The 24,545-nt window shown below is 65.5% G+C and carries 24 protein-coding genes, 1 tRNA gene and 1 pseudogene; 21 read left to right on the forward strand and 5 right to left on the reverse strand.

The genetic code is table 11. From position 1 onward, the window contains the following. Window positions 1-159 precede the first annotated feature (159 nt). The 3 genes from CEQ11_RS05105 to CEQ11_RS05120 all read right to left on the reverse strand — a co-directional run bounded on the left by CEQ11_RS05105 (window position 160) and on the right by CEQ11_RS05120 (window position 3,142). A complete protein-coding gene (locus CEQ11_RS05105; protein WP_127913467.1) occupies window positions 160-921 on the reverse strand; it encodes a hypothetical protein in 762 nt (253 codons plus the stop codon). Next, window positions 882-1,466: a hypothetical protein gene (locus CEQ11_RS05110; protein WP_088477950.1), complete on the reverse strand. Its 585-nt coding sequence runs from the start codon at window positions 1,464-1,466 to the stop codon at window positions 882-884. Before CEQ11_RS05110 ends, CEQ11_RS05105 begins: the two co-directional genes overlap by 40 nt. Window positions 1,467-2,167: 701 nt before the next feature. Further along, window positions 2,168-3,142 carry an IS481 family transposase gene (locus CEQ11_RS05120; RefSeq protein ID WP_088478831.1) on the reverse strand — a complete coding sequence of 325 codons (975 nt, stop codon included), beginning with the start codon at window positions 3,140-3,142 and terminating at the stop codon, window positions 2,168-2,170. Window positions 3,143-3,557: 415 nt separating this feature from the next. Between CEQ11_RS05120 and CEQ11_RS05125 the strand changes: the two genes are divergently transcribed. Genes CEQ11_RS05125 through CEQ11_RS05135 form a run of 3 tightly spaced genes read left to right on the forward strand, consistent with a single transcriptional unit; the run spans window position 3,558 to window position 4,450 of the window. Beyond that, window positions 3,558-3,764 (forward strand): antitoxin VbhA family protein, encoded by a 207-nt coding sequence (locus CEQ11_RS05125; RefSeq protein ID WP_088477952.1) that lies wholly within the window; start codon window positions 3,558-3,560, stop codon window positions 3,762-3,764. A gap of 2 nt (window positions 3,765-3,766) precedes the next feature. Further along, window positions 3,767-4,033: a hypothetical protein gene (locus tag CEQ11_RS05130; protein ID WP_088477953.1), complete on the forward strand. Its 267-nt coding sequence runs from the start codon at window positions 3,767-3,769 to the stop codon at window positions 4,031-4,033. A 3-nt stretch (window positions 4,034-4,036) separates the two neighbouring features. Continuing rightward, window positions 4,037-4,450 (forward strand): Fic family protein, encoded by a 414-nt coding sequence (locus CEQ11_RS05135; RefSeq protein WP_088477954.1) that lies wholly within the window; start codon window positions 4,037-4,039, stop codon window positions 4,448-4,450. A gap of 268 nt (window positions 4,451-4,718) precedes the next feature. Here the strand turns inward: CEQ11_RS05135 and CEQ11_RS12715 are convergent, their stop codons facing one another. Beyond that, on the reverse strand, window positions 4,719-5,174 hold the full coding sequence (locus CEQ11_RS12715) for a hypothetical protein (RefSeq protein ID WP_127913469.1): 456 nt from the start codon (window positions 5,172-5,174) through the stop codon (window positions 4,719-4,721). 231 nt (window positions 5,175-5,405) lie between these two features. Here CEQ11_RS12715 and CEQ11_RS05145 point away from each other — a divergent pair, with 231 nt between their 5' ends. After that, window positions 5,406-5,816, forward strand: coding sequence for a hypothetical protein (locus CEQ11_RS05145; protein WP_088477956.1), 411 nt, complete (start codon window positions 5,406-5,408; stop codon window positions 5,814-5,816). A 120-nt stretch (window positions 5,817-5,936) separates the two neighbouring features. Here the strand turns inward: CEQ11_RS05145 and CEQ11_RS13105 are convergent, their stop codons facing one another. Next, entirely contained in the window at window positions 5,937-6,533 is a 597-nt protein-coding gene (locus CEQ11_RS13105) for a DUF998 domain-containing protein (protein ID WP_127913470.1), read from the reverse strand. A gap of 106 nt (window positions 6,534-6,639) precedes the next feature. Here CEQ11_RS13105 and CEQ11_RS05155 point away from each other — a divergent pair, with 106 nt between their 5' ends. From CEQ11_RS05155 to queC, 17 genes and pseudogenes are all read left to right on the forward strand, one after another. After that, window positions 6,640-7,575: an SDR family oxidoreductase gene (locus CEQ11_RS05155; protein ID WP_088477958.1), complete on the forward strand. Its 936-nt coding sequence runs from the start codon at window positions 6,640-6,642 to the stop codon at window positions 7,573-7,575. 314 nt (window positions 7,576-7,889) lie between these two features. Further along, a complete protein-coding gene (locus CEQ11_RS05160) occupies window positions 7,890-9,527 on the forward strand; it encodes an AbgT family transporter (RefSeq protein ID WP_083315233.1) in 1,638 nt (545 codons plus the stop codon). Window positions 9,528-9,743: 216 nt separating this feature from the next. Further along, entirely contained in the window at window positions 9,744-10,721 is a 978-nt protein-coding gene (gene glsA, locus CEQ11_RS05165; protein ID WP_088477959.1) for a glutaminase A, read from the forward strand. Between the two features lie 250 nt (window positions 10,722-10,971). Next, the gene (locus CEQ11_RS05170; RefSeq protein WP_070638478.1) at window positions 10,972-11,862 is read left to right on the forward strand and encodes a phage holin family protein; all 891 of its coding nucleotides are present in this window, start codon (window positions 10,972-10,974) and stop codon (window positions 11,860-11,862) included. A 225-nt stretch (window positions 11,863-12,087) separates the two neighbouring features. Beyond that, on the forward strand, window positions 12,088-12,876 hold the full coding sequence (locus CEQ11_RS05175; RefSeq protein WP_102214493.1) for a CDP-alcohol phosphatidyltransferase family protein: 789 nt from the start codon (window positions 12,088-12,090) through the stop codon (window positions 12,874-12,876). 41 nt (window positions 12,877-12,917) lie between these two features. Continuing rightward, on the forward strand, window positions 12,918-14,093 hold the full coding sequence (locus CEQ11_RS05180) for a glycosyltransferase (protein WP_088478915.1): 1,176 nt from the start codon (window positions 12,918-12,920) through the stop codon (window positions 14,091-14,093). A gap of 41 nt (window positions 14,094-14,134) precedes the next feature. Then, window positions 14,135-14,208: transfer RNA gene (locus CEQ11_RS05185), tRNA-Ile, on the forward strand. 113 nt (window positions 14,209-14,321) lie between these two features. Further along, window positions 14,322-15,140 (forward strand): annotated as a pseudogene (locus CEQ11_RS05190) (IS481 family transposase); the annotation flags it as partial. A 485-nt stretch (window positions 15,141-15,625) separates the two neighbouring features. Further along, on the forward strand, window positions 15,626-17,248 hold the full coding sequence (locus tag CEQ11_RS05195; protein ID WP_102957489.1) for a carbamoyltransferase C-terminal domain-containing protein: 1,623 nt from the start codon (window positions 15,626-15,628) through the stop codon (window positions 17,246-17,248). Next, window positions 17,245-18,336 carry an adenosylmethionine decarboxylase gene (gene speD / locus CEQ11_RS05200; protein ID WP_193762987.1) on the forward strand — a complete coding sequence of 364 codons (1,092 nt, stop codon included), beginning with the start codon at window positions 17,245-17,247 and terminating at the stop codon, window positions 18,334-18,336. The genes CEQ11_RS05195 and speD overlap by 4 nt, the downstream gene beginning before the upstream one ends. After that, entirely contained in the window at window positions 18,329-19,126 is a 798-nt protein-coding gene (locus CEQ11_RS05205) for a glycosyltransferase family 2 protein (protein ID WP_088477963.1), read from the forward strand. Before speD ends, CEQ11_RS05205 begins: the two co-directional genes overlap by 8 nt. Further along, on the forward strand, window positions 19,123-19,914 hold the full coding sequence (locus tag CEQ11_RS05210; RefSeq protein WP_088477964.1) for a bifunctional 2-polyprenyl-6-hydroxyphenol methylase/3-demethylubiquinol 3-O-methyltransferase UbiG: 792 nt from the start codon (window positions 19,123-19,125) through the stop codon (window positions 19,912-19,914). Before CEQ11_RS05205 ends, CEQ11_RS05210 begins: the two co-directional genes overlap by 4 nt. 11 nt (window positions 19,915-19,925) lie before the next feature. After that, a complete protein-coding gene (locus tag CEQ11_RS05215; protein ID WP_193762988.1) occupies window positions 19,926-20,510 on the forward strand; it encodes a PIG-L deacetylase family protein in 585 nt (194 codons plus the stop codon). A gap of 35 nt (window positions 20,511-20,545) precedes the next feature. After that, a complete protein-coding gene (locus tag CEQ11_RS13445; protein WP_193762989.1) occupies window positions 20,546-21,721 on the forward strand; it encodes a pitrilysin family protein in 1,176 nt (391 codons plus the stop codon). Beyond that, the gene (locus CEQ11_RS05225; RefSeq protein WP_088477967.1) at window positions 21,718-22,599 is read left to right on the forward strand and encodes a bis-aminopropyl spermidine synthase family protein; all 882 of its coding nucleotides are present in this window, start codon (window positions 21,718-21,720) and stop codon (window positions 22,597-22,599) included. Before CEQ11_RS13445 ends, CEQ11_RS05225 begins: the two co-directional genes overlap by 4 nt. Then, a complete protein-coding gene (locus CEQ11_RS05230) occupies window positions 22,596-23,873 on the forward strand; it encodes an MFS transporter (protein ID WP_227718749.1) in 1,278 nt (425 codons plus the stop codon). The genes CEQ11_RS05225 and CEQ11_RS05230 overlap by 4 nt, the downstream gene beginning before the upstream one ends. A 17-nt stretch (window positions 23,874-23,890) precedes the next feature. Then, window positions 23,891-24,544: a 7-cyano-7-deazaguanine synthase QueC gene (gene queC / locus CEQ11_RS05235; protein WP_227718894.1), complete on the forward strand. Its 654-nt coding sequence runs from the start codon at window positions 23,891-23,893 to the stop codon at window positions 24,542-24,544. Window position 24,545: the final 1 nt, after the last annotated feature.

Consider the following 24,545-nt stretch of genomic DNA (forward strand, 5'->3'; position numbering starts at 1 on the left):
ATCAGCCGACCCCGCTGGGAACCACTCCCCGTCTAGGTGTACTGACCGGGGACGTTGATCCGTTGTTAAAGGGATCCCGTCGCCGACCACGTCGACGGCGGGGCTCAGTTGTCACCGACCAGTGCCCAGGCAGAGGCGTATCGCACAGCTGACCCCTGTTCAGAACAGAGTTGCGAGGTGGGCCTCCAGGAGGTTGTGGCCGCTCGACGCGGGCTGGACGCGCCCGAATCCCGCTGCGGTGGGCCCCCACAGCCCTGCGCTCAGATACGATGCGGCGTTCGTGGCGAGATCGTCGTGGCAGGCGAGGACGACCGCGTCGAACCAGAGGTCGGCGTGCACACCGATCAGGGCCCGGGCGGTCGCCAGGGGGACTCTTATCGAGTTGAACTTCGCTTCGATGTACAGTTCAGCACATTGCCAGAGCGAGTAGTTGGGCTGACTCTGCGCGCTTTGCGCCACCGGGAGGCGGAGCAGTAGCAGGTCGCACTCGTGGGTGACACCGGAGTAGCCCTGGGCCTGGATGCCGACGAAAAGTGCGAGAGGGACGCGGCCAGGCCAGGTCAGGAGCGCGAATGTGTAGTCGGATGCTGGTCCGGAGGCATGGTGCAGGGTGCCTGGGCTCCTGCGGAAGATGATCTCTTGTGCCGGATGCATCCTCGGCCGGCCCTGGAGATGCTGCTCGCTACAGAGCGTGAGAGTGGCGCCGCTGCGCCGCGCTGCAGACAGCACGCGCATGAAGAGGTACGCCTCGTACAAGTCATCGCCGGCAATGGTTTGGAGGGGCCCCGTGGACGGCGCCGACTTGGCACGGAGCAGTTTCACGTCGGCAGTGATGTCTTTCAGCAACTGGTTCACTTCGGCCGTGCGAGGAGTGCGGGGCATCAGCGCCAGGCCTCCCAGCCGTTCGGATTGACGTGCCACGCCTCCATCACGGAGCCATCTTCCAGGGTGCTGTGCCTGCGGAGGAAGGCGATGGCGGTGGACAGCGCGTCGGGGCCCAGTCGCGGAGGATGAAGCGCGGACTCGCGACCCTCGAGCCGCTGCTCCACACCGCACTCCGCCCTCAGTGCCGCGAGGCTTCTCAGCAGACGAGTTGTGACGGCGAGTCCGTCCGCCGCGGCGGCGTCACTCTGTGGCTCGTACCACGAGTTCTCTCCCTCGTCGGTCGCGAAGGTGATGCGTGCCCGCTCGATCAATCCGCTGGCCGTGGCGGCGTCGAGGTCTGCGCCCAAGTTCGCCTCCAGGACGATCGTCGAGAGCGCATGGTTGGCGAGGAGGCTGGTGAGGTCGTCGATTTCGTTAAGCAACTCGATGACCGTCTCAGCGGTGGCCTCGCGGCCGCGGCCCCAGTCGACGCCTTCACCGTCCGGCGGTGCAGGTTCGGCAAGCTGCCCCAAATTGAGTTCCCAGGTCATCCGTCGGAGGGCGTCGCGCACCGGCTTTAGATCGTCTGACAACAGCGGCATCGCGGCACGTCCCCCTCGCGTCGTGGGCGAAAAGACTGTTGCCCTCCCGCTGCGTCGATCCTACAGGTCAGAGGGTGCTGATCTCGTGCTCAACGTTGATGGTGAGCTTCCGTCATGCACACGCGACGTTGATGGTGTTCATACCTGGTCCTGTCGATTCTGGGTGGCCTTCAGCGCCTCTCGGTCGGGCCCTGGAAGGTGGCGGGGCAGAACGTGTGGAGTCGGGGCGGCCCGCGGCAGGAGGCTCGGAACGCCGGCGACAAATGACCGATTTAACCGGATGAGCGTGCTCTGATCGACCGAACATCCTCAACCAGGCGGTCCGCCTGGTCGTGATCGTCCACTACGACGTTGAAGAGCGACCCGTCACGGGTCCGGATCGTGACGCGGGCCCGACCGCCGTTGTTGATCACGAAGTCCGCGCGGAGAAGGTCAAGAACGATCCGCCTCAAGATTGAGCGAACACATAAGGGCCCCGCCATGATGGTGAGGGCCCTTGTTGTTGGTTCGGCTCCGCGCGTAGGGGCCGCCGCTCCAGTACCCAGGTGATCCGGCACGACCCCCAGCCGCTCTAGGCCCAGCCCCGTGGTGGGAGCAGCTGGACATGCCCGCCCGACCCCGAGCGGACACCACCCCCGTCGAGGCTCTTCGGTGCGCACGCTGGGACCGTCAGCAGGCCCGTGTCCCGGTGTACTCGGCCATCACGTTGATGACACTCGTTGAGCGGGAGTCTTGCCTCCAAGCGCGGTGTGGCCACGCTCAGTGTTGTACTCATGGAGCCACCGGGCAAGGGCGTCCGTGCGTTCAGTATTCGAGGCCCAGACCTGGCTGTAGGCCCATTCCTGCGCCAGCGTCCGGTTGTACCGCTCGACCTTGCCGTTCTGCCACGGGCAGTGCGGCCGGATGAACTTCTGCCGTGCACCCAAAGCTGAGACCGCTTCCTTGAACGCCTGCGAGTTCTTGTACGCCAAGGCGTTGTCCGTCATGACCCGTTCGATCCTGTCGATGCCGTGCTCAGCGAAGTACACCGCGGCCCGGGCCAGGAACCCGGCGCACGTGGGCCCGGTCTCATCCGGCAAGGCCTCGCTGTACGAGAGCCGGGAGCAGTCGTCGACCATCGAGTGCACATAGTCGTACCCGATCTTGGGTCGACGTCCTTTGAGCGGAGCGGTAGCCGCCCTGCCATGCGCACGCCACCCGCCCCCGTCCGGGATCTTCCCGATCTTCTTCACGTCTACGTGCACCAACTGGCCAGGACGGTCTTTCTCATACCGGTGAGTGGTGGCCTTCGAAGAACGGATCACTTCCCCGGTCACCGGATCAAGACAGGCCAGGGCAGGCATCTGGTGACGGGCCAGGATCCGGTTCACCGTCCTGGCCGGGACCCCGACTCTGGTGCTGATCCAGTCCTGACCCCGCCGGTGCGTGCTGCGGGCCTGAAGGACTTGCTGTTCGGTCTGGGCGCTGGTTCTGCTCGGACAGTGGTGAGGCCTGCTGGAACGATCCTGCAGCCCGTGTTCGCCCTCGGTGCGGTAACGGGAGACCCACCGGTGCGCGCACTGACGCGAGATGCCCATCAAGGCCGCGGCGTGGGCCACGGGCATGCCCTCTTCCAGAACCCGGTGGACCAGTAGCGTCCTTCCATACAGGGTCAACCGGGCGTTAGCGTGGGACATGAGAACCTCCGTGGTGATTGGGATGCCGTTGACAAGCCCCACTTCACCCGGAGGTTCTCTTCATCGTCAACGGACTATCTGTCACCAACGTCATGGCCGAGTACATCTAGGCCGATGACGACCGCGAATCTGGTTTCCATGATGCTGTCCTTCCTTGGAGCATCACTACTGGTCGCAGTCTTGACACCCGATGCCGGCACCCACGTTACGAAGAGACCTCACCAGCTGGTGGGCCGTGTCCCTATCAGCGGTCAACGCGTGTCTCTCGACCGGGCGGCAACACCCCCCCGGACCATTGATGGCAGGGCAACAGAGTCATACCCGGCCGAGCGACCAGACCCCCGACGTTCGGGGGTGCTCACAAGGTAACGGGGCCGCCGGTAGAATGGAGCCAACGAATCAAGGGGGTACGAGCATGGCCGCGAAGACGATCACTCGGGAGAAGATGCGGACGACGAAGGCTCAGCGCGCGTGGGCCGCGCGAGAGTCGGAGCACAGCCTGCGGATGGAGGGGCTGGAGCTGAGCGAGGAGACGAAGGCGGACACGCGTCGGTTCGTGGCGGGAGAGATCACCGCGGACGAGGGCCTGGCGCGGGCGCTGGCACGGCATCGCCGGAACTGAACATGGACCCCTACGTCGATCCTGAGACCGGGGTGCTCCGGAACCGACTCGGCATCACAGAGAAGGTCGCCCTCGCGGAAGCGGAGGGCGACCTTTCGCATTGGCGCAGGATGCAGCTGCTGGACACGCCGTTGCCTGCCTCGCGTGACCTGGACGAGCTCAGGGCGATTCACCATCACCTGTTCCACGATCTCTACGACTGGGCCGGACAGGTCCGGACCGTCGACATGCGCAAGAACGTCGACGGCGCGGCCGTGTTCCTGCCGTGAGCGGTGATCCCGAGAGCGACGAGCTTCCTGGCTCAACGGCTGCGCGAGGACGACCACCTGCGCGGACGTGACCGCGCAGGGTTCGTGGACGGGCTGACGGAATACTACGAAGAGCTGAACTACATCCACCCGTTCCGAGAAGGCAACGGCCGCGTCCAGCGCCTGTTCTGGTCCCGTGTCGCCTTCGACGCCGGATGGCTGCTCGACTGGTCCGCGGTCTCCGGGGCCGAAAACGACCGCGCCTGCCGCGTGGCCAACGACGAGCACGACAAGGACCAGCTCCGCGAGCTCATGCAGCGCATCACCCGCCCACGGAAGGCCGAACGCGTCCGCGCCGCCGAGCGGGCCGAATGGCAGCACATGCTCGGGATCGGCCTCGACTTCGCCCCGGACACCACCGGCCCCGACCTGAACTGACCGCAACGCCCGGTCACGCGCGCACCCACACCGGTCACCGCCGAAACCAGCCGCGGTTGTACTCTGACGCGGGGTGGTCGCATGGCGATCGAAGCCCCTACAGCCGTGTGGCGGCCGTAGGGGCGGCCCACCCCCCGGACCATTGAATGGCAGGGCAACAAAGCCATACCCGGCCGAGCGACCAGACCCCCCCACGATCGGGGGTGCTCACAAGGTAACGGGGAGCTATGACGACAGGTGCGAGGCTCTGTCAGTCCCTGTAGCTGCCTCAGATCGCCATGCTGACCCAGCGGGCAACGTCCGCGGCCACGTCCGGCGGCAGCCCAGCGGACATCAGTGCAGCAGTCAAAATTGACTGCTCCCATACATCCGTAGTCTCCAACACGTGGACGATCTTGTCGGTGTAGCGACGGAAGCTCTTGGGAATGTAAGAGCGCCCGTGCTTGAAGGCTGTGATAATTGCCCTCTTGGCGACACCTGCCACCCACTTCGGGCCAGGCTCGACGTGTCCTCTCAGCCGTGAGGCCTCGGCGATTGCAACCTTTGCCCCCTCCGAGTCGCCCGCGGCACGGGCGTGTGCAGCGATCCGCTCCCAGTCCTCAGCGGTCAAAGAACGGAGATTGGGAACCTCCTCCTGAGGGGCGTGGTCCCGCGTTTGAGGAAGGGCGAAAGCCTCAGGCGCCGCAATCGCGGAAGCCAGCGCTGTCGCTAAGGTGCCGGTCACGATTGAACGACGTGAAAGTCTTTTCATGATGTACCTCCGTATAGGTAGGGGTGTGGAAGAGCATGCAACTGCATGGCGTGACGAACGGTATGATGAGAACCGCCCCTGGTGCAATGGCACTTTTGTCCAGGTGTCGGCACTTTCGGATACTTGCTACTCGGTGAGTGGTTCCATAAAATGGAATGCCGTTGAGTTTGAATTAGTCAATGCCGCAGGAGAAGGGGATTGAAGATGGACTGCAAGTCGTCGATCAACTGGCTCGTGGTTCTGGTATTCGTGGCCCTGTTCATTTCAGTCCCTACGCTTGTTGTGATCATTACCTCGTACCTGCTTGGAGTGGCCGCCCCACTGCCGGCGTGGCAGGTGGTCCTGTGGTCTCTTGCAATTACTCCGGTGGTAATCATTCTGAGTAGAGTTGCAGGATTCTTTGTGAAGCTTTTCATTGCCTCTTTGGGGGCGGTTCCGAAGGGCGTCGACCTACTTATGGGTGTCATTGAGTTCGGGATGTTCTGGGTGGCTTATGAACTGCTTTTCGATCAGAGGTCTGTCGCTTTCGCCATGGCTGCTTCTACGATGCTTTTCTGGGGAGCTGTAAACGCTTACCTGCGTCAAATCGAGGAGCCGAACGGTGTGCAGGCATAGGAATGTCTGGGCAGACACGGGAGAGGCAGCAGCTGCGAGAGGAGCGTCGGCCCGGCCCCAGCCGAGGAGAGGGCGAAGCCCCGCCTGGTGCCCCGAGCGGGGATTCCCTGTGTGTCACGGTCAGCGCGAGGGTCGGACGGTGAGCAGTGACCAGCCCACGGCGCCGAGCCACAGGTAGCCCGGCCACACGGACAGCCGCTGCCAGAGCCCGATGAACCAACCGGACACGCTGACGGCCAGCATCGTGAGCGAAGCGACGACCGCCACCACGGCGATCACGCGCCCGACGGCGGCGAGCCGAGGCATCCGCTCTCGCAGTCCGGCGGCCGTGAACCACACCGCTGGCCCCTGCAGGACCATCGGCAGGGACAGCAGGGTGTGCAGGGAAAGGTCCACATCCAACGGGACCGCCGAGCCCATGCAGGCCAGCCCGACCAGCACCCACAGGACGACTCCCACCGTGCGGGCCCGCCCCGGCGGCGCCGATCTTGACTGCGGTTCCCGTCCCGCGGCTGCACACAGCAGTTCCTCCGCTGGTCCCCGGTGCCTGCATCGTCTGTGTCCCGGCAGGGGGCTCGTCCTCTGCTTCACCTCCAGCCCCGCCGGGAAGCCTCCTGTGCAGAACCTTACTGATGGCCCGGGGCTGGACCCACGGCCCATCGTCCCGCACCCGCGGCCCATCGTCCCGGGCCAACGCATCACCGTCCCCGGACCCATACCCCACACCACGGTGACAAGGGCTGGGAGGCGAGGTCCGTCGTCGTGATTTCACAGGCCATCCGGCCTTGCCAGGTCCCGGTCACCCTCCCGTAGCGTTGCCGCCATGACCAACTCGAAGCCCGCAGGCACGCCCGCGACCGCCTCCACCGCCCGCCAGTGGGAGGGCGACGATCCGCGCGCCCGCCACCCGCAGCACCACGCCCCGGAGCAGCAACAGCCCGAGCCGGGCCTGGATGTGAAGACCGATCCGGTCCCGGACATCGGCCTGGACTCCTATACCGGCCTGGGCCGTCTCGAGGGCCGCAAGGCGCTGATCACCGGCGGCGACTCCGGCATCGGTGCCGCCGTGGCCGTCGCCTACGCCCGCGAGGGCGCGGACGTGGCCATCGCCTACCTGCCGGACGAGCAGCCGGACGCTGACCGGGTGATCGCCGCGATCGAGGAGGCCGGACGGAGGGCCGTCGCCCTGCCCGGCGACCTCACGGACACCGACTACACCGCCGGCCTCGTGGACGCCGCCGCCGAACAGCTCGGCGGGCTGGACATCCTCGTGAACAATGCCGGCAAGCAGCTCGTGGCCGACACCCCGGAGGAGCTCACCGACGAGCAGGTCGCCACCACCTTCCAGATCAACGTGCTCGCCATGTTCACGCTCTCCCGTGCCGCCCTGAAGCACATGGGCCCCGGCTCGGCGATCATCAACACCACCTCGGTGCAGGCGTACAACCCGAACCCGCTGATCCTGGACTACGCCGCCACCAAGGCCGCCATCAACAACTACACGAAGGGCCTGGCCCAGGCCGTCGGCCCGCGCGGCATCCGCGTCAACGCCGTCGCCCCCGGCCCGGTGTGGACCGTCCAGCAGGTCTCCCACGGCCAGCCCAAGGAGCGCCTGCCCGAGTTCGGCCACGACTCCCCGCTGGGCCGTGCCGGCCAGCCCATCGAGATGGCGCCGGCCTACGTGTTCCTCGCCAGCGGCGAGTCCAGCTATGTCAACGGGGACACCCTCAACGCGAACGGCGGCACCCCCACGCCGTGACCGGCCCCGTGACCGGCCGCATCGCCAGGCCGCCTCACCCGGCCCGCCTCGCCCGCCTCGACCGGCCCCGTGACCGGCCGCCCCGCCCGCCGCGCCCGGCCGCCCCGCCCGCCTCGACCGGCCGCGCCCGCCTCGCAGCAGTCCCCACCGCAGCCTGTGACGGATCCCTCACCGTGAGATGACATCCTTCACACCGGCCGCTACGGTGGACGAGTTTGCGCTCCGCCCGGCCCTTCCCACCCGCCCACCAGCGCGGGGGAGAGGGGCCGGGCGGTGCCCTGTCATCCGACCGCACTCCCGAAGGGACTCTGCACATGGCCGCTGACTCGGCTGGCTCGCGCGGCACCACCGCCGCCGACGCCGCGGAGACCGTCACCACCCAGGACGGCTCCGCCACCCACGCTTCCGACCAGAACGCCCCCGACCGTCCGCGTCGGGGCGGCATCGGCAACCGGGCGCTCGACTTCGTCGAGAAGGCCGGCAACGCCCTGCCCCACCCGGCCACCCTGTTCGCCGCGCTCGCGGTGCTGGTGGTCCTGCTGTCCTGGCTGTTCTCCACGCTCGGCGTCACCGCCGAGGACCCGGTGGAGGGCGGCCAGATCGAGGTCTTCAACCTGCTGTCCCCGGAGGGCGTCCAGTGGATGTTCTCCTCCGCCGTGGACAACTTCGTGGGCTTCGCCCCGCTGGGCGTCGTGCTCGCCACCATGCTGGGCATCGGCATGGCTGAGCAGTCCGGCCTGATCGGCACGGTGCTGCGCCAGTTCATCCTGTCCGTGCCGAAGTTCCTCATCACCGCGGGCATCGTGTTCGCCGGTGTGATGTCCTCCGTGGCCTCGGACGCCGGCTACGTGGTGCTCCCGCCGCTGGCCGCGATCCTGTTCATGGCCGTCGGACGTCACCCGCTGGCCGGCCTGGCCGCCGCCTTCGCCGGCGTCTCCGCAGGCTTCTCGGCGAACCTGCTGCTCTCCGGCACGGACGTGATGCTCGGTGAGCTGACCATCGAGGCCGCCGCCACCGTGGACGGCGCCTACGCGGACGGCATGAACCTGGCCATGAACTACTGGTTCATCATCGCCTCCACCTTCCTGCTGACCATCGTCGGCACCCTGGTCTCCCAGTTCATCGTGGAGCCGCGCCTGGGCCCGTGGAAGGGCGAGGGTCGCATCGAGGACGAGGACGTCCAGCTCTCCGCCGTGGAGAAGAAGGGCCTCGTCTGGGCCACCGTCTCCGGCGTGGTCACCGTGGCGCTGCTGGCCCTGCTGATCGTCCCGGAGTGGGGCCTGCTGCGCGGCGAGGACGGCGGCGTGGTCCAGTCCCCGTTCATGGACTCGCTCGTGGTGGTCATCATCATCGCGTTCTTCGTCCCGGGCCTGGTGTACGGCATCGTCACCAAGGTCATCCGCAACGACACCGACGTGGTGGACCAGCTCTCCCAGACCCTCGCCGGCATGGCCGTGTTCCTGGTGCTGGCGTTCACCGCCGGCCAGTTCATCGCCTACTTCAACGAGTCGAAGCTGGGCCTGCTGCTGTCCGTGCTGGGCTCGCAGTTCCTGGAGTCGATCAACCTGACCGGTATCCCGCTGGTGGTCGCGTTCATCGCGTTCGTCTCGGTCGTGAACCTCTTCGTGGGCTCCGCCTCGGCGAAGTGGGCCATGCTCGCGCCGATCATGGTGCCGATCATGATGCAGCTGGGCATCTCGCCCGAGTTCACCCAGGCGGCCTACCGCGTGGCCGACTCGTCCACGAACATCCTGTCTCCGCTGATGACCTACTTCGCGCTGATCATCGCCGTGGCCCAGAAGTACGACAAGAAGATGGGCATCGGCTCCCTGATCGCCACGATGCTCCCGTACTCGATCGCCTTCCTGGTCACCTGGAGCATGATGACCATGGGCTGGTACTGGCTGGACCTGCCGCTGGGTCCGAACGCTCCGGTCACCTACACCCCGTGAGGCACTGACGGCGCCTCCTGACGGGGCCGCCTGACCTGCTTCCCGACGTCGGCCGCCCGCCTTCCGCACCGAAGGCGGGCGGCCGTCGTCGTTCCTCCCCGTCCTCTGGCAGGGGTCGAGTGGGCAGCTGTTCCACGATGTCGCTCGATTCCGTGGAACAGCTGCCCACTCGACTCGGGGCGACGCTCTCAGGGGCCCTGTGGCAGGGTGACTGACATGAAGACCACGAACCCCAGCCGTGTCTCCGAGCAGCTGGCCCGCCTGATCTCCACGGTCAAGGAGGATCGCAACGGGGCCCCGTCGGAGTACCTCGAGGACGTGGAGGACCGTCCGGTGGACGGCTTCGCCGTGGCCGTGTGCACCACGGACGGCGTGGCCGTCTCCGAGGGCGACACGCAGCAGGCGTTCGCGCTGCAGTCCGTGTCCAAGGCGCTCACCTACGCGGTGGCCCTGCAGGAGCGCGGCATGGACGCCGTGCTCGAGCGTGTGGGCGTGGAGCCTTCCGGGATGGCGTTCAACGAGCTGTCCCTCCACTCGGACGGCCGCCCGTACAACCCGCTGATCAACGTCGGCGCGATCATGACCCACGGGCTGATCCCCGGGGACGACGAGGACGCCCGCCTCGAGCTCCTGCTGGACCGCTACTCGCAGCTGGCCGGGACGGACCTGACGATCTCCGAGGACGTCTGGGACGCCGAGACCGCCCGTGCCCACCAAAACCTGGGCCTGGCCCACATGCTCGCTGCTTCGCGGATGCTCCCGGACGACGCACACGAGGTGGTCCGCGGCTACCTCGGCCAGTGCTCGGTGGAGGTCACCGTGGAGCAGCTGGCCACCATGGGCGCCACCCTGGCCTCAGGCGGCGTGAACCCGGTGACCGGCCGGCGCGTGCTGGCGGAGTGGGTCTGCCAGCAGGTGATGTCCGTGATGCTCTCCTGCGGGATGTACAACGCCTCCGGGCAGTGGATGGCGGAGGTCGGCATCCCGGCCAAGTCCGGCGTCTCGGGTGCGCTGCTCGGTGCGGTCCCGGGCGCCCTCGGCATCGCCAGCTGGTCCCCGCGCCTGGATGAGCAGGGCACGTCGGTGCGCGGCATCGGCGTGTTCGAGGCGCTCTCCGCGGACTGGGACCTGCACGTGCTGCGCCACCGCGACGCCATGGCCGGCCTGCGCGAGGCCGCCGGCGACGGGTCCTGACACCCCGGACACCCGTGTCCCGACGGCGGCCCCCGCCTCATGCCCTGACCCACCCGTCCGCTCGGCCGGGTGAGGAGGAGAAAGCGAGGGGCAGTCGTCGTGACAGGACACACGTGGATGGCCGATCTTCGGCTCATGCCCTGGGTGGAGGCACAGTGCTAGCGTGGAGCCGACATCGCTGTGCAGTGGCGCGCCCTGACGCACCTGCGCAACCCGAAACGACCACGCCGACCCAGGAAGGCACCCACTGATGGCCCCCACGGCAATCCCCGTCTCTGCGCAGACCCGCGCGAGCTCGCTGTCCGACCTGCTCGCGGCCCTGATCCGCCTGCTGCCCCTGCAGATCAAGGACGAGCTCACCCTCGCCCTGAACCAGGCCAAGTCCAAGGGTGTGAAAGTCGGCGTCGCCGCCGGTCTGATCCTCGCGGGCCTGTTCATGCTGTTCTGCATGCTGGTGTCCCTGATCGTCACCCTGATCGGCGCCTTCGCGAACCCGTCGTTCTGGTTCCCTGCCCTCATGGTGGCCGCCGCGTTCCTGCTGCTCGGCATCATCCTCGCCGCCGTCGGCGGTCTGATGATCAAGGGCGCCATGCCGCTCATCCCGGCCGAGACCGTCCGCAACATCGAGTACGACCTCGGCTACCTCAAGGAGGGCAACGCCTTCGACCCGGCCGAGTACGACCGCGTGAAGGCCGAGCGGGCCGAGCAGAAGCGCATCGAGAAGCAGCGTGAGGCCGAGCGCAAGAAGCTCGAGAAGGAAGAGAACAAGAAGGCGGTCAAGAACGGCGAGGCCGCCCCGTACCCGGAGAAGGAGACCGCCTCCGAGGACGAGATCCGCCGCCGGGCCGAGCTGCGCCGCCGCCACCTGGCGGACATCCGCTCCGGCCTGGGCGAGCGCGCCTCCGTCAAGGGCCAGATGAACGCGTTCGCCGCCCAGCGCAAGGGCCGCGGCGCCACCCCGGAGTCCGCCGGCTCCACCGACGTCACCGCCCCGTACTCCGGCGCCGCCCGCGCCGGCGAGAAGGCCGGTGCGGCCGAGGACTACGTGAAGGAGCGGTGGCAGCCGCTGGCCCTGCTCGGTGTCTCCGGCACCGCCTTCGCCGTCCTGGGCTCCATGCTCGGCAAGAAGCGCAAGGGCTGATCCGGCCGCACGCCGACTGCCCGTCCACGGCGCCCCGTCCCTCACCGAGGGGCGGGGCGCCGTGCTGTGCGCGGGCGGGGGAAGCGGTGGTGAGGACGTCCGACCCACGGCGACATGCCACCGTCCGGCCACGTGGCCTCGCCCGAGGCCTGTGCAGGCCACAGACGCCGGTAGACTGGTCCGGCCCCCGCAGTCCCCGCCTGTGCCGCCCCGAAGGAGCCCCGTATGCGCGTGATCGATGTCGGCCTCCGCGAGGGGTACGAGTACACCGTCCGGGACACCTTCTGGACCCTGCCGAACGTCATCACCCTGGCCCGGTTCGCGCTGATCCCGGTGTTCGTCTGGCTCACCGCCACCGAGCAGTACCTGGCCGCGTTCTGGGTGCTGGTGGCCCTGTCCAGCACGGACTGGGTGGACGGGTTCGTGGCCCGCCGGTGGGACATGATCTCCACCACCGGCACGTGGCTGGATCCGCTGGCGGACCGGCTGTCCATGATCATCGTGGCCGCCACCCTGGTGCTCACCGGCGTGGCCCCGGACTGGATCGTCTGGGCGATCGTGGTGCCGGACCTCGTGCTGAGCACGGTGTCCCTGGCGCTGTTCCGCGGCAGCCCCGAGCTGGACGTCTCCGTCCTCGGCAAGGTCCGTACCGCCCTGCTGCTCGTGGCCGCACCCGTGCTTCTGCTGGGTAACGTGCCGGGCCTAACGGACACCGCCTGGGGCAGTGCCGGCCTGTGGCTGCTCTCCCTCGGTGCGATCGCCCACATGCTCGCCGCCGCGGACTACCTCCGCCGGTTCCGGGCCAAGGCCGCCGAGTTACGGGCCCGCGGGATCGATCCGCGGGACCGGACCGCCTGGTCCGAGCAGTCGGCGGAACGGCGCGAGGCCTCCGGCGCCGTCCGCGTTGCTAGGCTGAGCCGGTCTGAGCCTCCTGAGGGCCGGTGTCCACGGGGCGCCGGCGACGGGGGGAGAGGCCCCAAGACCACCCACCACCCAGGAGCACCGTCCTCGTGACCGACGCCCCGCAGGCGCATGACGCCCGTCCCCTCACCGTGATGATCGCGGCGGACACCTATCCGCCGGACGTCAACGGCGCCGCAACCTTCTGCTTCCGCCTCGCCACGGCGCTGCACGAGCGTGGCCACGACGTGCACGTGGTGGCCGCCCGCAACGACGACGGCCCGGACTTCGTGGAGCACCGCCCCGAGGCCACCGTGCACCGCCTGAAGTCCTGGCGGCCGCCCACGCACGAGTACTACCGGCTGGTGTTCCCGCCCCTGGCCCGCCGCGCGATGCGCCGCATCATGGCCGAGGTACAGCCGGACGTGGTGCATGTGCACTGCCACTACATGATCGGCGCCGCCGCGATCACCGAGGCCGAGCGCCGCCGTGTCCGCACGATCTCCACCAACCACTTCATGCCGGAGAACCTCGAGCCGTTCCTGCCGTTCCCGCAGTGGTTCCTGGACCGCTACTCCCGCTACTCCTGGTGGCAGATGGGCCGCCTGATGGGCAAGGGCGCCGTGGTCACCACCCCCACCGCCCTGGCCGCGCGCGCCATGGCCGAGCGGGCCGGGCTGCAGAACGTGCTGCCGGTGTCCAACGGCATCGACGCCTCCAAGTACGAGCAGGCCGCCGGCGAGGTCATCACCCCGCACGCGCACCCCACCGTCCTGTTCGTCGGCCGCCTGGCCGTGGAGAAGAACATCGACGTGCTGCTGCGAGCCGTCGCGCACCTGAAGGACACCCGCCCGGAGCTGGACGTGCACGCAGAGATCGTCGGCGACGGCGAGCAGCGCGACGTCCTCCGCGAGCTCGTGGCCGAGCTCGGCATCGAGGACCGTGTGGCGATGCGCGGCCACGTCACCGAGGAGGAGCTGCACACCGCCTACCTGCGGGCAGACGTGTTCTGCCAGCCCGGCACCGCCGAACTGCAGTCGCTGGTGTCCCTGGAGGCGATGAGCGCCTCCAAGCCCGTGGTGCTGGCCGACGCGCTGGCCCTGCCGCACCTGGCGGACGACGGCGTGAACGGCTACCTCTTCGTCCCCGGCGACCACGAGGACCTCGCCGAGAAGCTGGCCCGGGTTCTCGGCGCGAGTCCCGAGGAACGCGCCCGGATGGGCGAGGCCTCCCACGCCAAGGCCCTGCGTCATTCGGCGCAGAAGACCGTGGAGGTCTTCGAGGCGCTCTACCGCGGGGCCACACCGGCCGAGGTGCGGGCACGGCTGTGAGCGACTCCTCGCTAGACTTGACCGACGCGTGCCACGCGCGCGGGGCGTTAGCTCAGTCGGTCAGAGCAGGGGACTCATAATCCTTTGGTCGCGGGTTCAAGTCCCGCACGCCCTACAAAATGCCGGTTGACTAGGTGTGATGCGGATCGCTTCAGAACTGGATCAGTCGGAGTGACCTCCAAAGTGACCTCCGGTGAGGGAAGGTCCTGGAGGTGACCTCACACGAAGAGAGGCCCTGCGGTGGTGACCGCAGGGCCTCTTCGACGTTCCCGCTCCCTGCGGCGGGAGCGCAAATGGTCCGCCCGCCGGATCCATCACCACCTGCGTACTGAAGGCCACACTGTGTGTCTTCGCACCGTGGGCCGGTGGCCGCAACGGGCCGGGCTGTCCCGGCTGCGTGATCTCACCCCGGCCGGGGAAGACCTGCGCCAGCAGCCGGCCCGGAGGATCACCGCCCGCGGGCCGGGGCACATGGTGCACCTGGACGTGAAGAAGATCGGGAAGATCCCAGACGGGGGAGGCTGGCGTGCTCACGGCCGGGACTCCGAGAACGCGCGAGCGGCCAAACGCGGGCCTGGCCGCCGGGTCGGCTACACCTACCTTCACTCGGCGATCGACGGGTTCACCCGGCTGGCGTACACCGAGGTGTTGGAGGACGAGAAGGCGGTGACCACGATCGGGGTCTACTGTCGGGCGAGGGTGTTCTTCGCCGCCCATGGCATCACCGTGGACCGGGTGGTCACGGACAACGGGAACAACTACCGGGCGGCGGACTTCACGGCCAAGGTGGTCTCTCTCGGGGGTCGGCATCACCGGATCCGCCCTTACACCCCTCGTCACAACGGGAAGGTCGAGCGGTACAACCGGCTGATGGTCGATGAGGTCCTCTACGCCCGCCCCTACAGTTCAGAGGCTCAGCGGCGTGAGGCGCTACAGGTGTGCGTGAATCACTACAATTACCATCGGCCTCATACCTCCTGCGGAGACGCCCCGCCGGCCTCGCTGGCCCCGGTGCGTGTCAACAACGTCATGCCCTCTTACATCTAGCGAGCCGGAGATCCGGGCCTCCGGTCGACGGCCGTGGACGCGGCTCGGGGGTGTATCTCGGGGGCATAGTGGGTACGGTAGGCCTTCTTGAAAGGGTTGAGGCGACCCGTGCACTCGCTATGAGACTCCGCCGCGCAGAAGACCTGGGTAGGGCGCGACCATTGACATTCTCCTGTTCTCTGGGTGTAATACACCCGGGGGAGGGGAAGAGTGGTCTCTCCACCCCGGCTTCCAAGTGGGGTCGTCGATGCCGATTTGAACGAAAGGGGGTGCAAAATGTCTCTCAATGACAAGACCCAGGATATGGGCAACTTCGAGTCGGATTTCACGTGGTCCGATGTCAAGATTGTCGATGACACGGAGTCGCTTTTCTTTGGCGGTTCCCTCGCTGCTGCCAAGATGTGACATGATTCACTGCGACGAGGTGGGATGGATCGTCGAATCACAGGCGGTCCATCCCATCCGTCTTTTAAGGGGGGGGAAGCGTGATCGTTCTCGGTCTCAACGGATATCTGAATGCAGATCACGACGCGTCGGCTGCACTGGTAGTGGACGGGGTCGTCGTGGCCGTCGTTGAAGAGGAGCGGTTGACCCGGCGCAAGCGCGCTCCAGGAATGTCTCCGGCAAACGCCGCGGCGGAGGTCCTCTCAGTGGCGTGCGTCAAGGCGGAGGACATAGACGTGATTGCCTACCCTTGGCGACCGGACCTGTTGGGGGAGTCGTCCGATCAGGAAAGGCGCCGGATAGTCCAGGACCTGAGGGGTAGGGGAATCGACATTAACCCCGACCTTCCGGTCGAGTTTGTCCAGCACCACGAGTCCCACGCCTGGTCTGGACTTGTTTTCGTCGATCCTGAACGCAGGGAGGGGTGTCAAATCCTTGTCCTAGACGGCTCGGGTGAGGATTCCTCCGGGGGGACTTTCCGTTTCGACGGTGCGCATCTCGTCGCAGATGAAGTCTTCTCCGTTGAATCCTCAGCCGGAGCAATGTATGAGGCAGCCACGGGTCTGGCTGGTTTCGGCTGGGGTGAGGAAGGCAAGCTAATGGGGCTCTCATCCTATGTGGAACGCGGGATGTTGCCGTCTTCCGACGTCGAATGGTTGAAGCGGTGCATCGCTCGGGAAGAGACCGGCCAGAGAAGAGCGGTAACGGACGAACTTTACGCGGCCGCGCTGGTGAGATGGAATCAGCTGGTATCCGCTAGAGCAGGCGATCGACATGGCACCTTCATAGGACGAGCGTTCGTGGCCGCCCTGACGCAGGCGGCCCTGGAAGAGAGAATTGCGGAACTGGTCGGCGCTTTCCGTTCGAGGACTGTGGTCCTGGCCGGCGGCACGGCGCTGAACTGCACAAGTAACGGCAAGCTGGCAGTCACTCTTCAACGAGAGAAGCGAGAACTCGTAGTCCCCCCTTGCGCTAACGACTCTGGCGTAGCTTTGGGAGCCGCGGTCGCAGTTGCGGCGAGGACAGACGTCATTGGACATGTTGAGTCCGCTCATCTAGGGCGCTCTTTGAGCATTGCCGATGCCGCAGACCTCGCAGCTCGCGAAGGGGCGACCTTGTGCGAAGCAGGCTCCACGGATGTGGCAGAGAGGCTGGCTGAGGGACAGGTGCTTGGCTGGCTCGACGGCCGTGCAGAGGTCGGTCCCAGGGCGCTCGGGGGACGGTGCATCATGGCAGATCCGTCATCTACCCGTGTCCGTGACGTCCTGAACGTGATGAAGGGGAGAGAGACCTGGCGACCGTTGGCTCCCTCGGTGTCCCTCTCCGAATTCGACCGTTCCTTTAGCGGCGTGCCCAACGCTTTCATGCTGCAAGCGGCTGCGGTGAGGGAGGACGCCGTCGGCTTAGACGGCGTCACTCACGTCGACGGCACTGCCCGACCCCAGGTCGTTGATCACACCCAGGCTGCTTATTTGAGCGTCATCACACGGCTGGGCGAGATCAGGAACGGTCCACATGCGGTGATCTGCACCTCGTTCAATAGGGCGGGGGAGCCCATCGTCTATTCCATGGACGACGGGCTCTGCAGCGCTCGCGGCATGGGATTGCATGCACTGGCCGGTGACGGATGGTTGATCGAGTTGGAAGGACCGGGAGGCCGATGACGACGGAGAACGAGAGAATGAATCTGGGTAATGAAGTTCGGATCACCCTGGAGGGGTGCGATCCGAATGTGTTAAATTCCCCAGCTCTCCTTTCGGGCATCGTCCGGAATATCTGTGCCGCTCTTGAGGTGGAGATCCGCGCAGAGATGTGCCACACATTCGAGCCCCATGGGGTGTCGGTGATTGCGATTCTGGCCGAGTCGCACTGTGCGATCCATACCTGGCCAGAAGAAGGGCGGCGCACGGCCACCGTGGACATCTTCACCTGTGGGGAAGTTGACCCTGTGACTGTCGTGCCCCTAGCGACCAGGGCCCTGGGTGCGACTTCGTCCAGCTTCACCGTGACTGAGAGGCCTCTTGCAACGACCCCGGCGGTCCGAACTTATCCCGGGTTCCCGGAGTACATCCTCTCCGCCCCGCCCTACGGCCACTTCCCACGGCCCACGTTCAGGCGTGGTGTCGGTCGGGAGTACTTGTTGGAGCCGGAGGGGCTGAGCTGGTCTCGGTTCTTCACATCGGGCTCCTATCGACCCCCCGCAGGTAAAGACATCCTCCTCCTCCATCCCTGCTCATGGGCGAAGCCATATGACTTTTCCGAGTACATCGCGCGCTTGAGGCGGGTCACCGACCTGCATGACCGCGTCCATCGCGTAATCATCTCGAACGTCGGGCTTGTCCCCTTCGAGTACCAGATGAATGAGTTCTTCTGTAGCTACGACTACATGGACGTCTCTGGGGAGCGCCCCTCAGAGGAGGAGGATCCCCGGGCGCTATTCCGGGCTCTGACCTCGGACCGTATACGCGCGTATGTATCTGCTCACAGGGAACACTACAAGGCGATCGTGCTACTGGGGCACCCCGTCGCCCACGGGTATCACGAGGCGGTGTCCAAGGTATCGCGAGAGTCCGGCCTGATTGGGTTTCAGGCTCCCCGGGCGGAGACGTATCGTGCGGCGGTGGAGGAAAGTAGGGGCGAGCGGGACATCGACGCTCCTCTCTTCACTGCCCGTTCATTGGAGGAGCTCTCTCGTGGCCTCAGTGCCGTGGAGAAGGAACTGAACAGAGTGAGGGCGGTGACCCATGGGTGAACTCACCGTCGTCATCCCAGTGAGGGACGACGTGAGAGTGGGCAGGTGCCTGGCCTCGTTCGATGAGTCCCGGGCTCATCCTCTCGTTGTCATGAACGATCCCACGCAGGAGGTGCGGGAGCTCGTGGAGGGGGCGGGCTGTGACAGCATGACCCTTCCTACAGCTGGTGGACCGGCAGCGTGCGAGGCCGGTATACAGAGGGCAGAAACGGCTGCCGTCCTGTTCATGGACAGTGACTGTGTATTCCACCCCGGGGCGCTGACTGCCTTCGCGGACGCTGTCGGCACGGCGGACTTCGTCCGGGGGGTCACGATCTTCCGCCATCGCACACGGCTCCAGAGGGTCGTCGCCCGTTCTCGCGTCCGGCACACCAACATGCCGCAGATGCTCTTCAAGGTGCCATTGATGGTTGACCGGAGAGTCTTGCCCAGAATTGGGGGCTATCTATTCGACCACCGTCTGGCATGGACGGAGGACTTCGACCTGACTATGCGGGCCAGGTCCTCGGGCGCCACCACCCGCGTCCTCCGGGACGGAGTGGTGATCCACGATGCCCTGACGCCCCTCCGCGACCTGACATCCGCCTATCGCTATGGGCAGGGCCATCGGGGCGGGGTCCGGCTCGGACTCGACGGATATAAGGCGGTGTCTTGGAGGTCTGCGCTACGCGTCCCGTGGGGGGCGCTACGGCGGGACGATACCGCTCTCGCCCTCTACGACCATCTGTTCAACCTTAGCTTCACGGCGGGTTATAAGCTCGCTTCCGCCTCGGAAGGTAGTCCGCAATGACCTCTCCTGACTTGTTCCAGCCGACCAATGACGGGTCGGTTGATGCTTACGACCAGCTTTCCTTGGTCTACGACGGCCTCATCCCAGACCCTGACGGGTTCGTGGACTTCTATACGGGCGTCTGCGGATCCACGCCGTGCCGGGTTCTCTACGTCGGTTGTGGGACAGGACGTCTCCTGGAGACCCTCGCGAGAGGCGGTCATGAATGTGTGGGGGTGGACCCTTCGTCCGAGAGCGTGGAGATTGCGCGGCGCCGACTGGAGGAGGCCGGTGTGCCAAGCGAGGTGCGTGTTGACCGGTTGCCAGAGCTCGCTGGAGTTCAGGGCAACTTCGACGTGGCCGTGGTCGCTGGCGGTGCGTTTGAGTACCTCCTCACCACACGTGATCAGGTATCGGCGTTGAGGCGAATCGCGAGTCTTCTCGCGCCCGGGGGATGCTTGGCGCTTGACGTATCGGTTCCCCCCTTTGCTACGGATGATGCTCGAGGAAACTACCGGGGTGATATGGATGAGGAACTCGTCAGGGAGGTCGGGTTGCAGTCATCCGAGGTGCGTTTTGGGTATGACCACTTCCTGCAGCTTGTTCGGAGCACCTGCACTTTTAACTTCGGTAGCCACCGCGATCCGCTCACGGTCGAGTACATGACGCGTTACACAACACGTGCCGAATGGCAACTCCTTCTGGAGGTGGCAGGTCTACGGGGAAGGGTGTTTGGCGACTTCCACCAGGGACCCGTCACCCGGCGGTCGAGCAACCTGGTGGTCCTCGCCGAAAGGGACGGTCAATGAAGCGTCGTCTCGTGATCGCCGCCCACGCTGATGACGAGACCATCGGCTGTGGGGGCACGATTTCAAAGTACGCGGAGGCCGGGGCTGACATCTTTGTCGGCGTTCTCACCCGTGACGCCAGCGACGAACAGCACCAGGTGCGTCGTGAGGAGGCTGAAGCGGCGTGGTCGACTCTCGGCGTGGCCGGGAGTGACTGGGCCATGATGCGGTCACACCCTCTTACGGTGGCCGAGTCGAGCGTCGACGCAGTGGTCGGTTGGCTTGAAACGTTCCGCCCGGATTTAGTCTTTGTTCCGCATCCAGGAGAGGAGGACCCGGATCATGCGGTGGTCTCGCGGGTCGTGGCGAGTGCCATGCTACGGTCAGGTCACTTCCGTCGTGTCCTGGGGTACGAAGTGTGGACGCCCATACTGCGCCCAGCACTGTTCGAGGACGTCACCGATGTGATGCAGAAGAAGATAGAGGCGATTCAGTGCTTCACGACGCAGATGCAGGAGCGCGACTATGCCTCGGGTGCTGCGGGCCTAAACCGGTTCCGTGGGGTGACGACCGGCAATGGGCGCTTCGTCGAGGCCTTCACCCTGGTGCAGATGTGACTGGCGGCGGCATCAACAACGCCGTGGTAGATCCGGTGAGCAATCTTGCCTCCCTCACGGTCGCCCTGTGGGTCGATTCGGGAAGCCGGCACGAAGCTTCGGCCGCTCGAGGGGCGGCTCACGTCCTGGAACACCTCGTTACGACCACGCGCTCGGAGGACGGCAATCTTTCCGATCTATGTGATGCTCTGGGGGGGCGTTCCGAAGCGATCACCACACCTGAGTTTACGATGTACGCGGCCACACTTCCCCGGGATCATTTCGTGGAGGCGTGGCGGCTGCTGCGGAACCAATTCCTCCGGCCGGATTTGAGCGTTACCCACCTTGAGGCTGAACGGTCGGTTGTTCTGGACGAGATTGCGGGCGTTCGAGCTGACCATGGCAGATTGATCCACGAGGTGGCCTTGTCGAGACTGCTCGGTGATCATCCCCTGGGATACCCTGCTCGAGGACTACCTGAGGATGTCGTCAAGCTAACCGTCGCGGACGTCGTAGCTGAGCACCGGCGACAGCTTGCTTCAAGGGTCGTCCCGATCGCCTCCGGAGGGTTCGACTCAGATGAGGTACGGGAAGCCTTCAAGACGTTCAGCTCTCCAGTCCCGCCGGATGAGCGCGTAGCACTACAGGCTGGGGGAGTTGTTCGGGCCCCTCGCATGGATTATGTCCACGAAAAGGTGTTGAGCCCACGCAGTCACGTCCTGGTCTCATGGGTTCTCCTGGATCGCTCTCCGGCGGACGACTTTCCTCTGTCAGTCGTGAACCGGCTTTTGGGGGGCGCAACGACGGGCGCGTTGCAGGCGGCTTTTGCTGGTCAGGAGGGTGAGTACTCCTGCTACACGTACCGCTCCGTCTTCTCAGACTGCGCGGTGCTGTCTGCCTACGCATCCTGCGGCTCGACCGCGATCGACGAGACTGTCAGACGAATTGTTAGGGTCATCGAGTCTGCGTGGTCTGGGGTTCTCAGTGACCCGTGTTCCCTCGAACGTGCCGCCCAAGCTCTTAATGGCTCGCTGGCTATCGGAATGGAGTCGACCCGTCTAAGAGTGAACTGGATTGGCCGGGCTATGCTAGACGGGACTTCGCAACTGCAGCCGATCGCTGGATCCGCCGCGCCAGCAGCCACTATGGTGAGCCCGTCCGCTGTGGACGGCCTGCGCGCGCGACTCCGAGGCCCTCAAGTGACGGTGTTGGAAGGAGTGAGCGGAAGATGAGACGTCTGGAACTTCTCGAACGGGCCTACAAGCGGTTCGTCGAACTAGAGAAATTGGAGTGGGGTGAAGGGGAGCTAGCGGCCGTTCGTCGCTACACGTGGGACGTCTGGTACCGGCCGTCGCGGCTCCAATTTGCCCGTCTGGTGGCAGAGTATGTGACGGGCGAGCAGGTCTATGCAGGTGGGGTGCCCCGCTTGCACTGCAAAGTGCAACAGGCTCTGAGGGGTGAGGGTGACGTCATTATGCCCTCACCTATGGCCCCGGAAGCAGTCGGAACGCCTCCCCGCCCGCTTGAGGCCGATCCAAGCCTGGGGCAGATCGTCTGTGACCTTGCAAGTCGTGCCCGCGTGGCCGGAGTAATCCGCCGGGACTTCCCCTACGGGGCTCGTATCGCCCTCTTAGGGGACGACGATCTAATCGGCTGCGCTGTAGCGAGTGAGGACTACCCGGCGGTGGTTTACGACATCGACCCTCGGGTGGGGGACCTCACCGGCTCGTATCCCCACCTTGAGTTCAAGCGCCACGATATTCGGGAGCCTATGAGGGAGAAGGGCTGCTACGAGGCTGTTCTCCTCGACCCAGCAGACGGCTCTGTAGCTCTGGGCAAGTGGTTAGAGCGGGCGGACGAATGCCTCTCTAGGGAAGACGGCGCCCGCATCTACCTCTCGGTGAACCCGTGGAGGCTTGGCCGACGCTGGGCCCAGGTGATCGCCGAGTGCCTACGCTACGGAATGATCCCGTGTAACAGTTACCCGCGGCTTAAGGCATATCCCCAGGGCAGTATCGGTCGAGTGGAGACAGATCTATGGGTGTTCGAACGAACATCCGTCCCTTCTGCCTTGCCCCATCCCTATTTAGATATCGAGGTCTTCAGGTGAAATTCGACACTGCCGCATCGCGTGTGTGGAAGGGCCGGTCGCTCTTTCCCATCGCCGTCGCGACCATAGCCGCGGGTCTGTCTTTCTATGTCCCGGTCAGTGCCCTATTCCTAACGTCGCGAGGGCTGTCACTAGGGGATATCTTCGTCTTGGAAAGCTTTCTGCTAGCTAGCATCCTAATCTCGGAGATCCCCGCTGGCCTCCTTGCTGATAGGGTGGACCGACGGTTGGTAATCATCAGCGGCTTCGTCTTCAATGCCGTTGCTGAGGTGCTATTCGCCTTGGGCGACTCCTTCGGAATGTTTGCCGCGTCCTTCCTTATCAGCGGACTCGGCATCGCCATGCTGACAGGGGTGCAAGATGCCTACATCTACGACTCTTTAGGGGAGGATGCTGATGAGGTGTCGGTCGGTGTGTGGGGCCATTTGAGCGCCCTGGAGCTGGGGGCAGGGGTCCTCGGGTCCATCGCTGGTGGACTTATGGCGGCCCGGGACATTTCGTTGCCGGCCGCCGCAGCCGCCGGTGTTGCGATTGTGGCGGCGGTCATTGTCATGTTTCTGCCAGGCCAACGGCCCGCAAGCGACGAAGAGGCCGAGCCTGAGACCTCTTGGTCTGGTTTGAAGCGGGGAGTGGGGCTGCTCTTTACCAGCCCAATCTTGCTGTACACAGCAGTCGCCTCGAGCGCGGTATTCGTGATTTTCAACGCCGTTTTCACCCTCAACCAGCCCCTGTTCCAGACTGCTGACGTACCAGTTGCACTGTGGGGGGTCATTGGAGGTGGCGCACAGCTGGTGGCCGCGCTCTACAACCACTTCGCTGGATCTGTGGTCGACCGTCTCGGCAGAAGGAACGGTCTGCTCTTGGGTATGGGATACGGAGTCGGCGGGTTCGGCCTCATGGTGATCCCACACCCCGTGACTGTCGTGGTCGGATTCGTTCTTGTGGTCCTCGGCATGCACGCTCGCGGGCCCATCACAAGGGCTGTTGCCAATAGGATCATCCCGTCGCATCGGCGCGCGACGGTTCTAAACATTGCAAGCACACTCGGTAGTGTGGTAGGTATCGCGCTGAACCCTCTCATCGGGTGGGGGGCCGAGCGTAGCCCGGCGGCCACCGTTGGGTCGATTGCGGTCATATTGGCGCTCCTGGCGATTTCCTGGATCCCCATCGCTGATCGGTACCTGGACGAGGAAAAGAGCGAGGATGATTGCGATCCAGAACCGGACAAGGTCCCTCAGTGCCTCGAGGTCGAGAAAGAGGAAGGTGTCCGGTGACGCACGGACTGAAGACAGTGGCTGTTCTCCTGAGCGGGGGCCTGGATTCGACAGCAGCGATAGCCGTGGCAGACCGCGAAGCAGATCTAAGGCTAGCCATTTCTGTCGACTACGGGCAGCGACACCGCCGTGAGATCGACTCGGCTCGTCGCGTGGCCGAGATGTACCGCATTCCCCTGACGGTGTTAGATCTGCGCGATTGGGGGCGCTCCCTGAAAGGGTCTGCCTTAACGGACCCCTCGGTGCCAGTGCCCGCTGACTCGTACGACGTCGACTCCATGGCGGTCACCGTCGTGCCCAACCGCAACGCCACCATGCTCATGGCTGCGGCCGGGGTGGCACACGCGTGGGGGATTGAGGAGGTTTGGACCGCCGTCCACTCCGGAGACCATGTGATCTACCCTGACTGTCGCCCAGAGTTTATTGCATCGGCAGCGCAGACCGCGGAGCTGGGGACGGGTGGGCACGTGACGATACGCGCTCCTTTCGTCCACATGGACAAGGCCCAGATCGTGGCCACCGGAGCCCGTTTGGGTGCACCGTTCGAACTCACTTGGTCGTGCTACGAGGGCAGTGAAACACACTGCGGCGTATGCGGTACGTGCCGGGAACGGGCGGACGCATTCGACCGCGCCGGTGTCATCGACCCCACTTTCTATCGAAAGGCCTGAA

This window comes from Micrococcus sp. FDAARGOS_333 (assembly GCF_002206575.2).
In the GTDB taxonomy this organism is placed as follows: Bacteria; Actinomycetota; Actinomycetes; order Actinomycetales; family Micrococcaceae; genus Micrococcus; species Micrococcus lylae.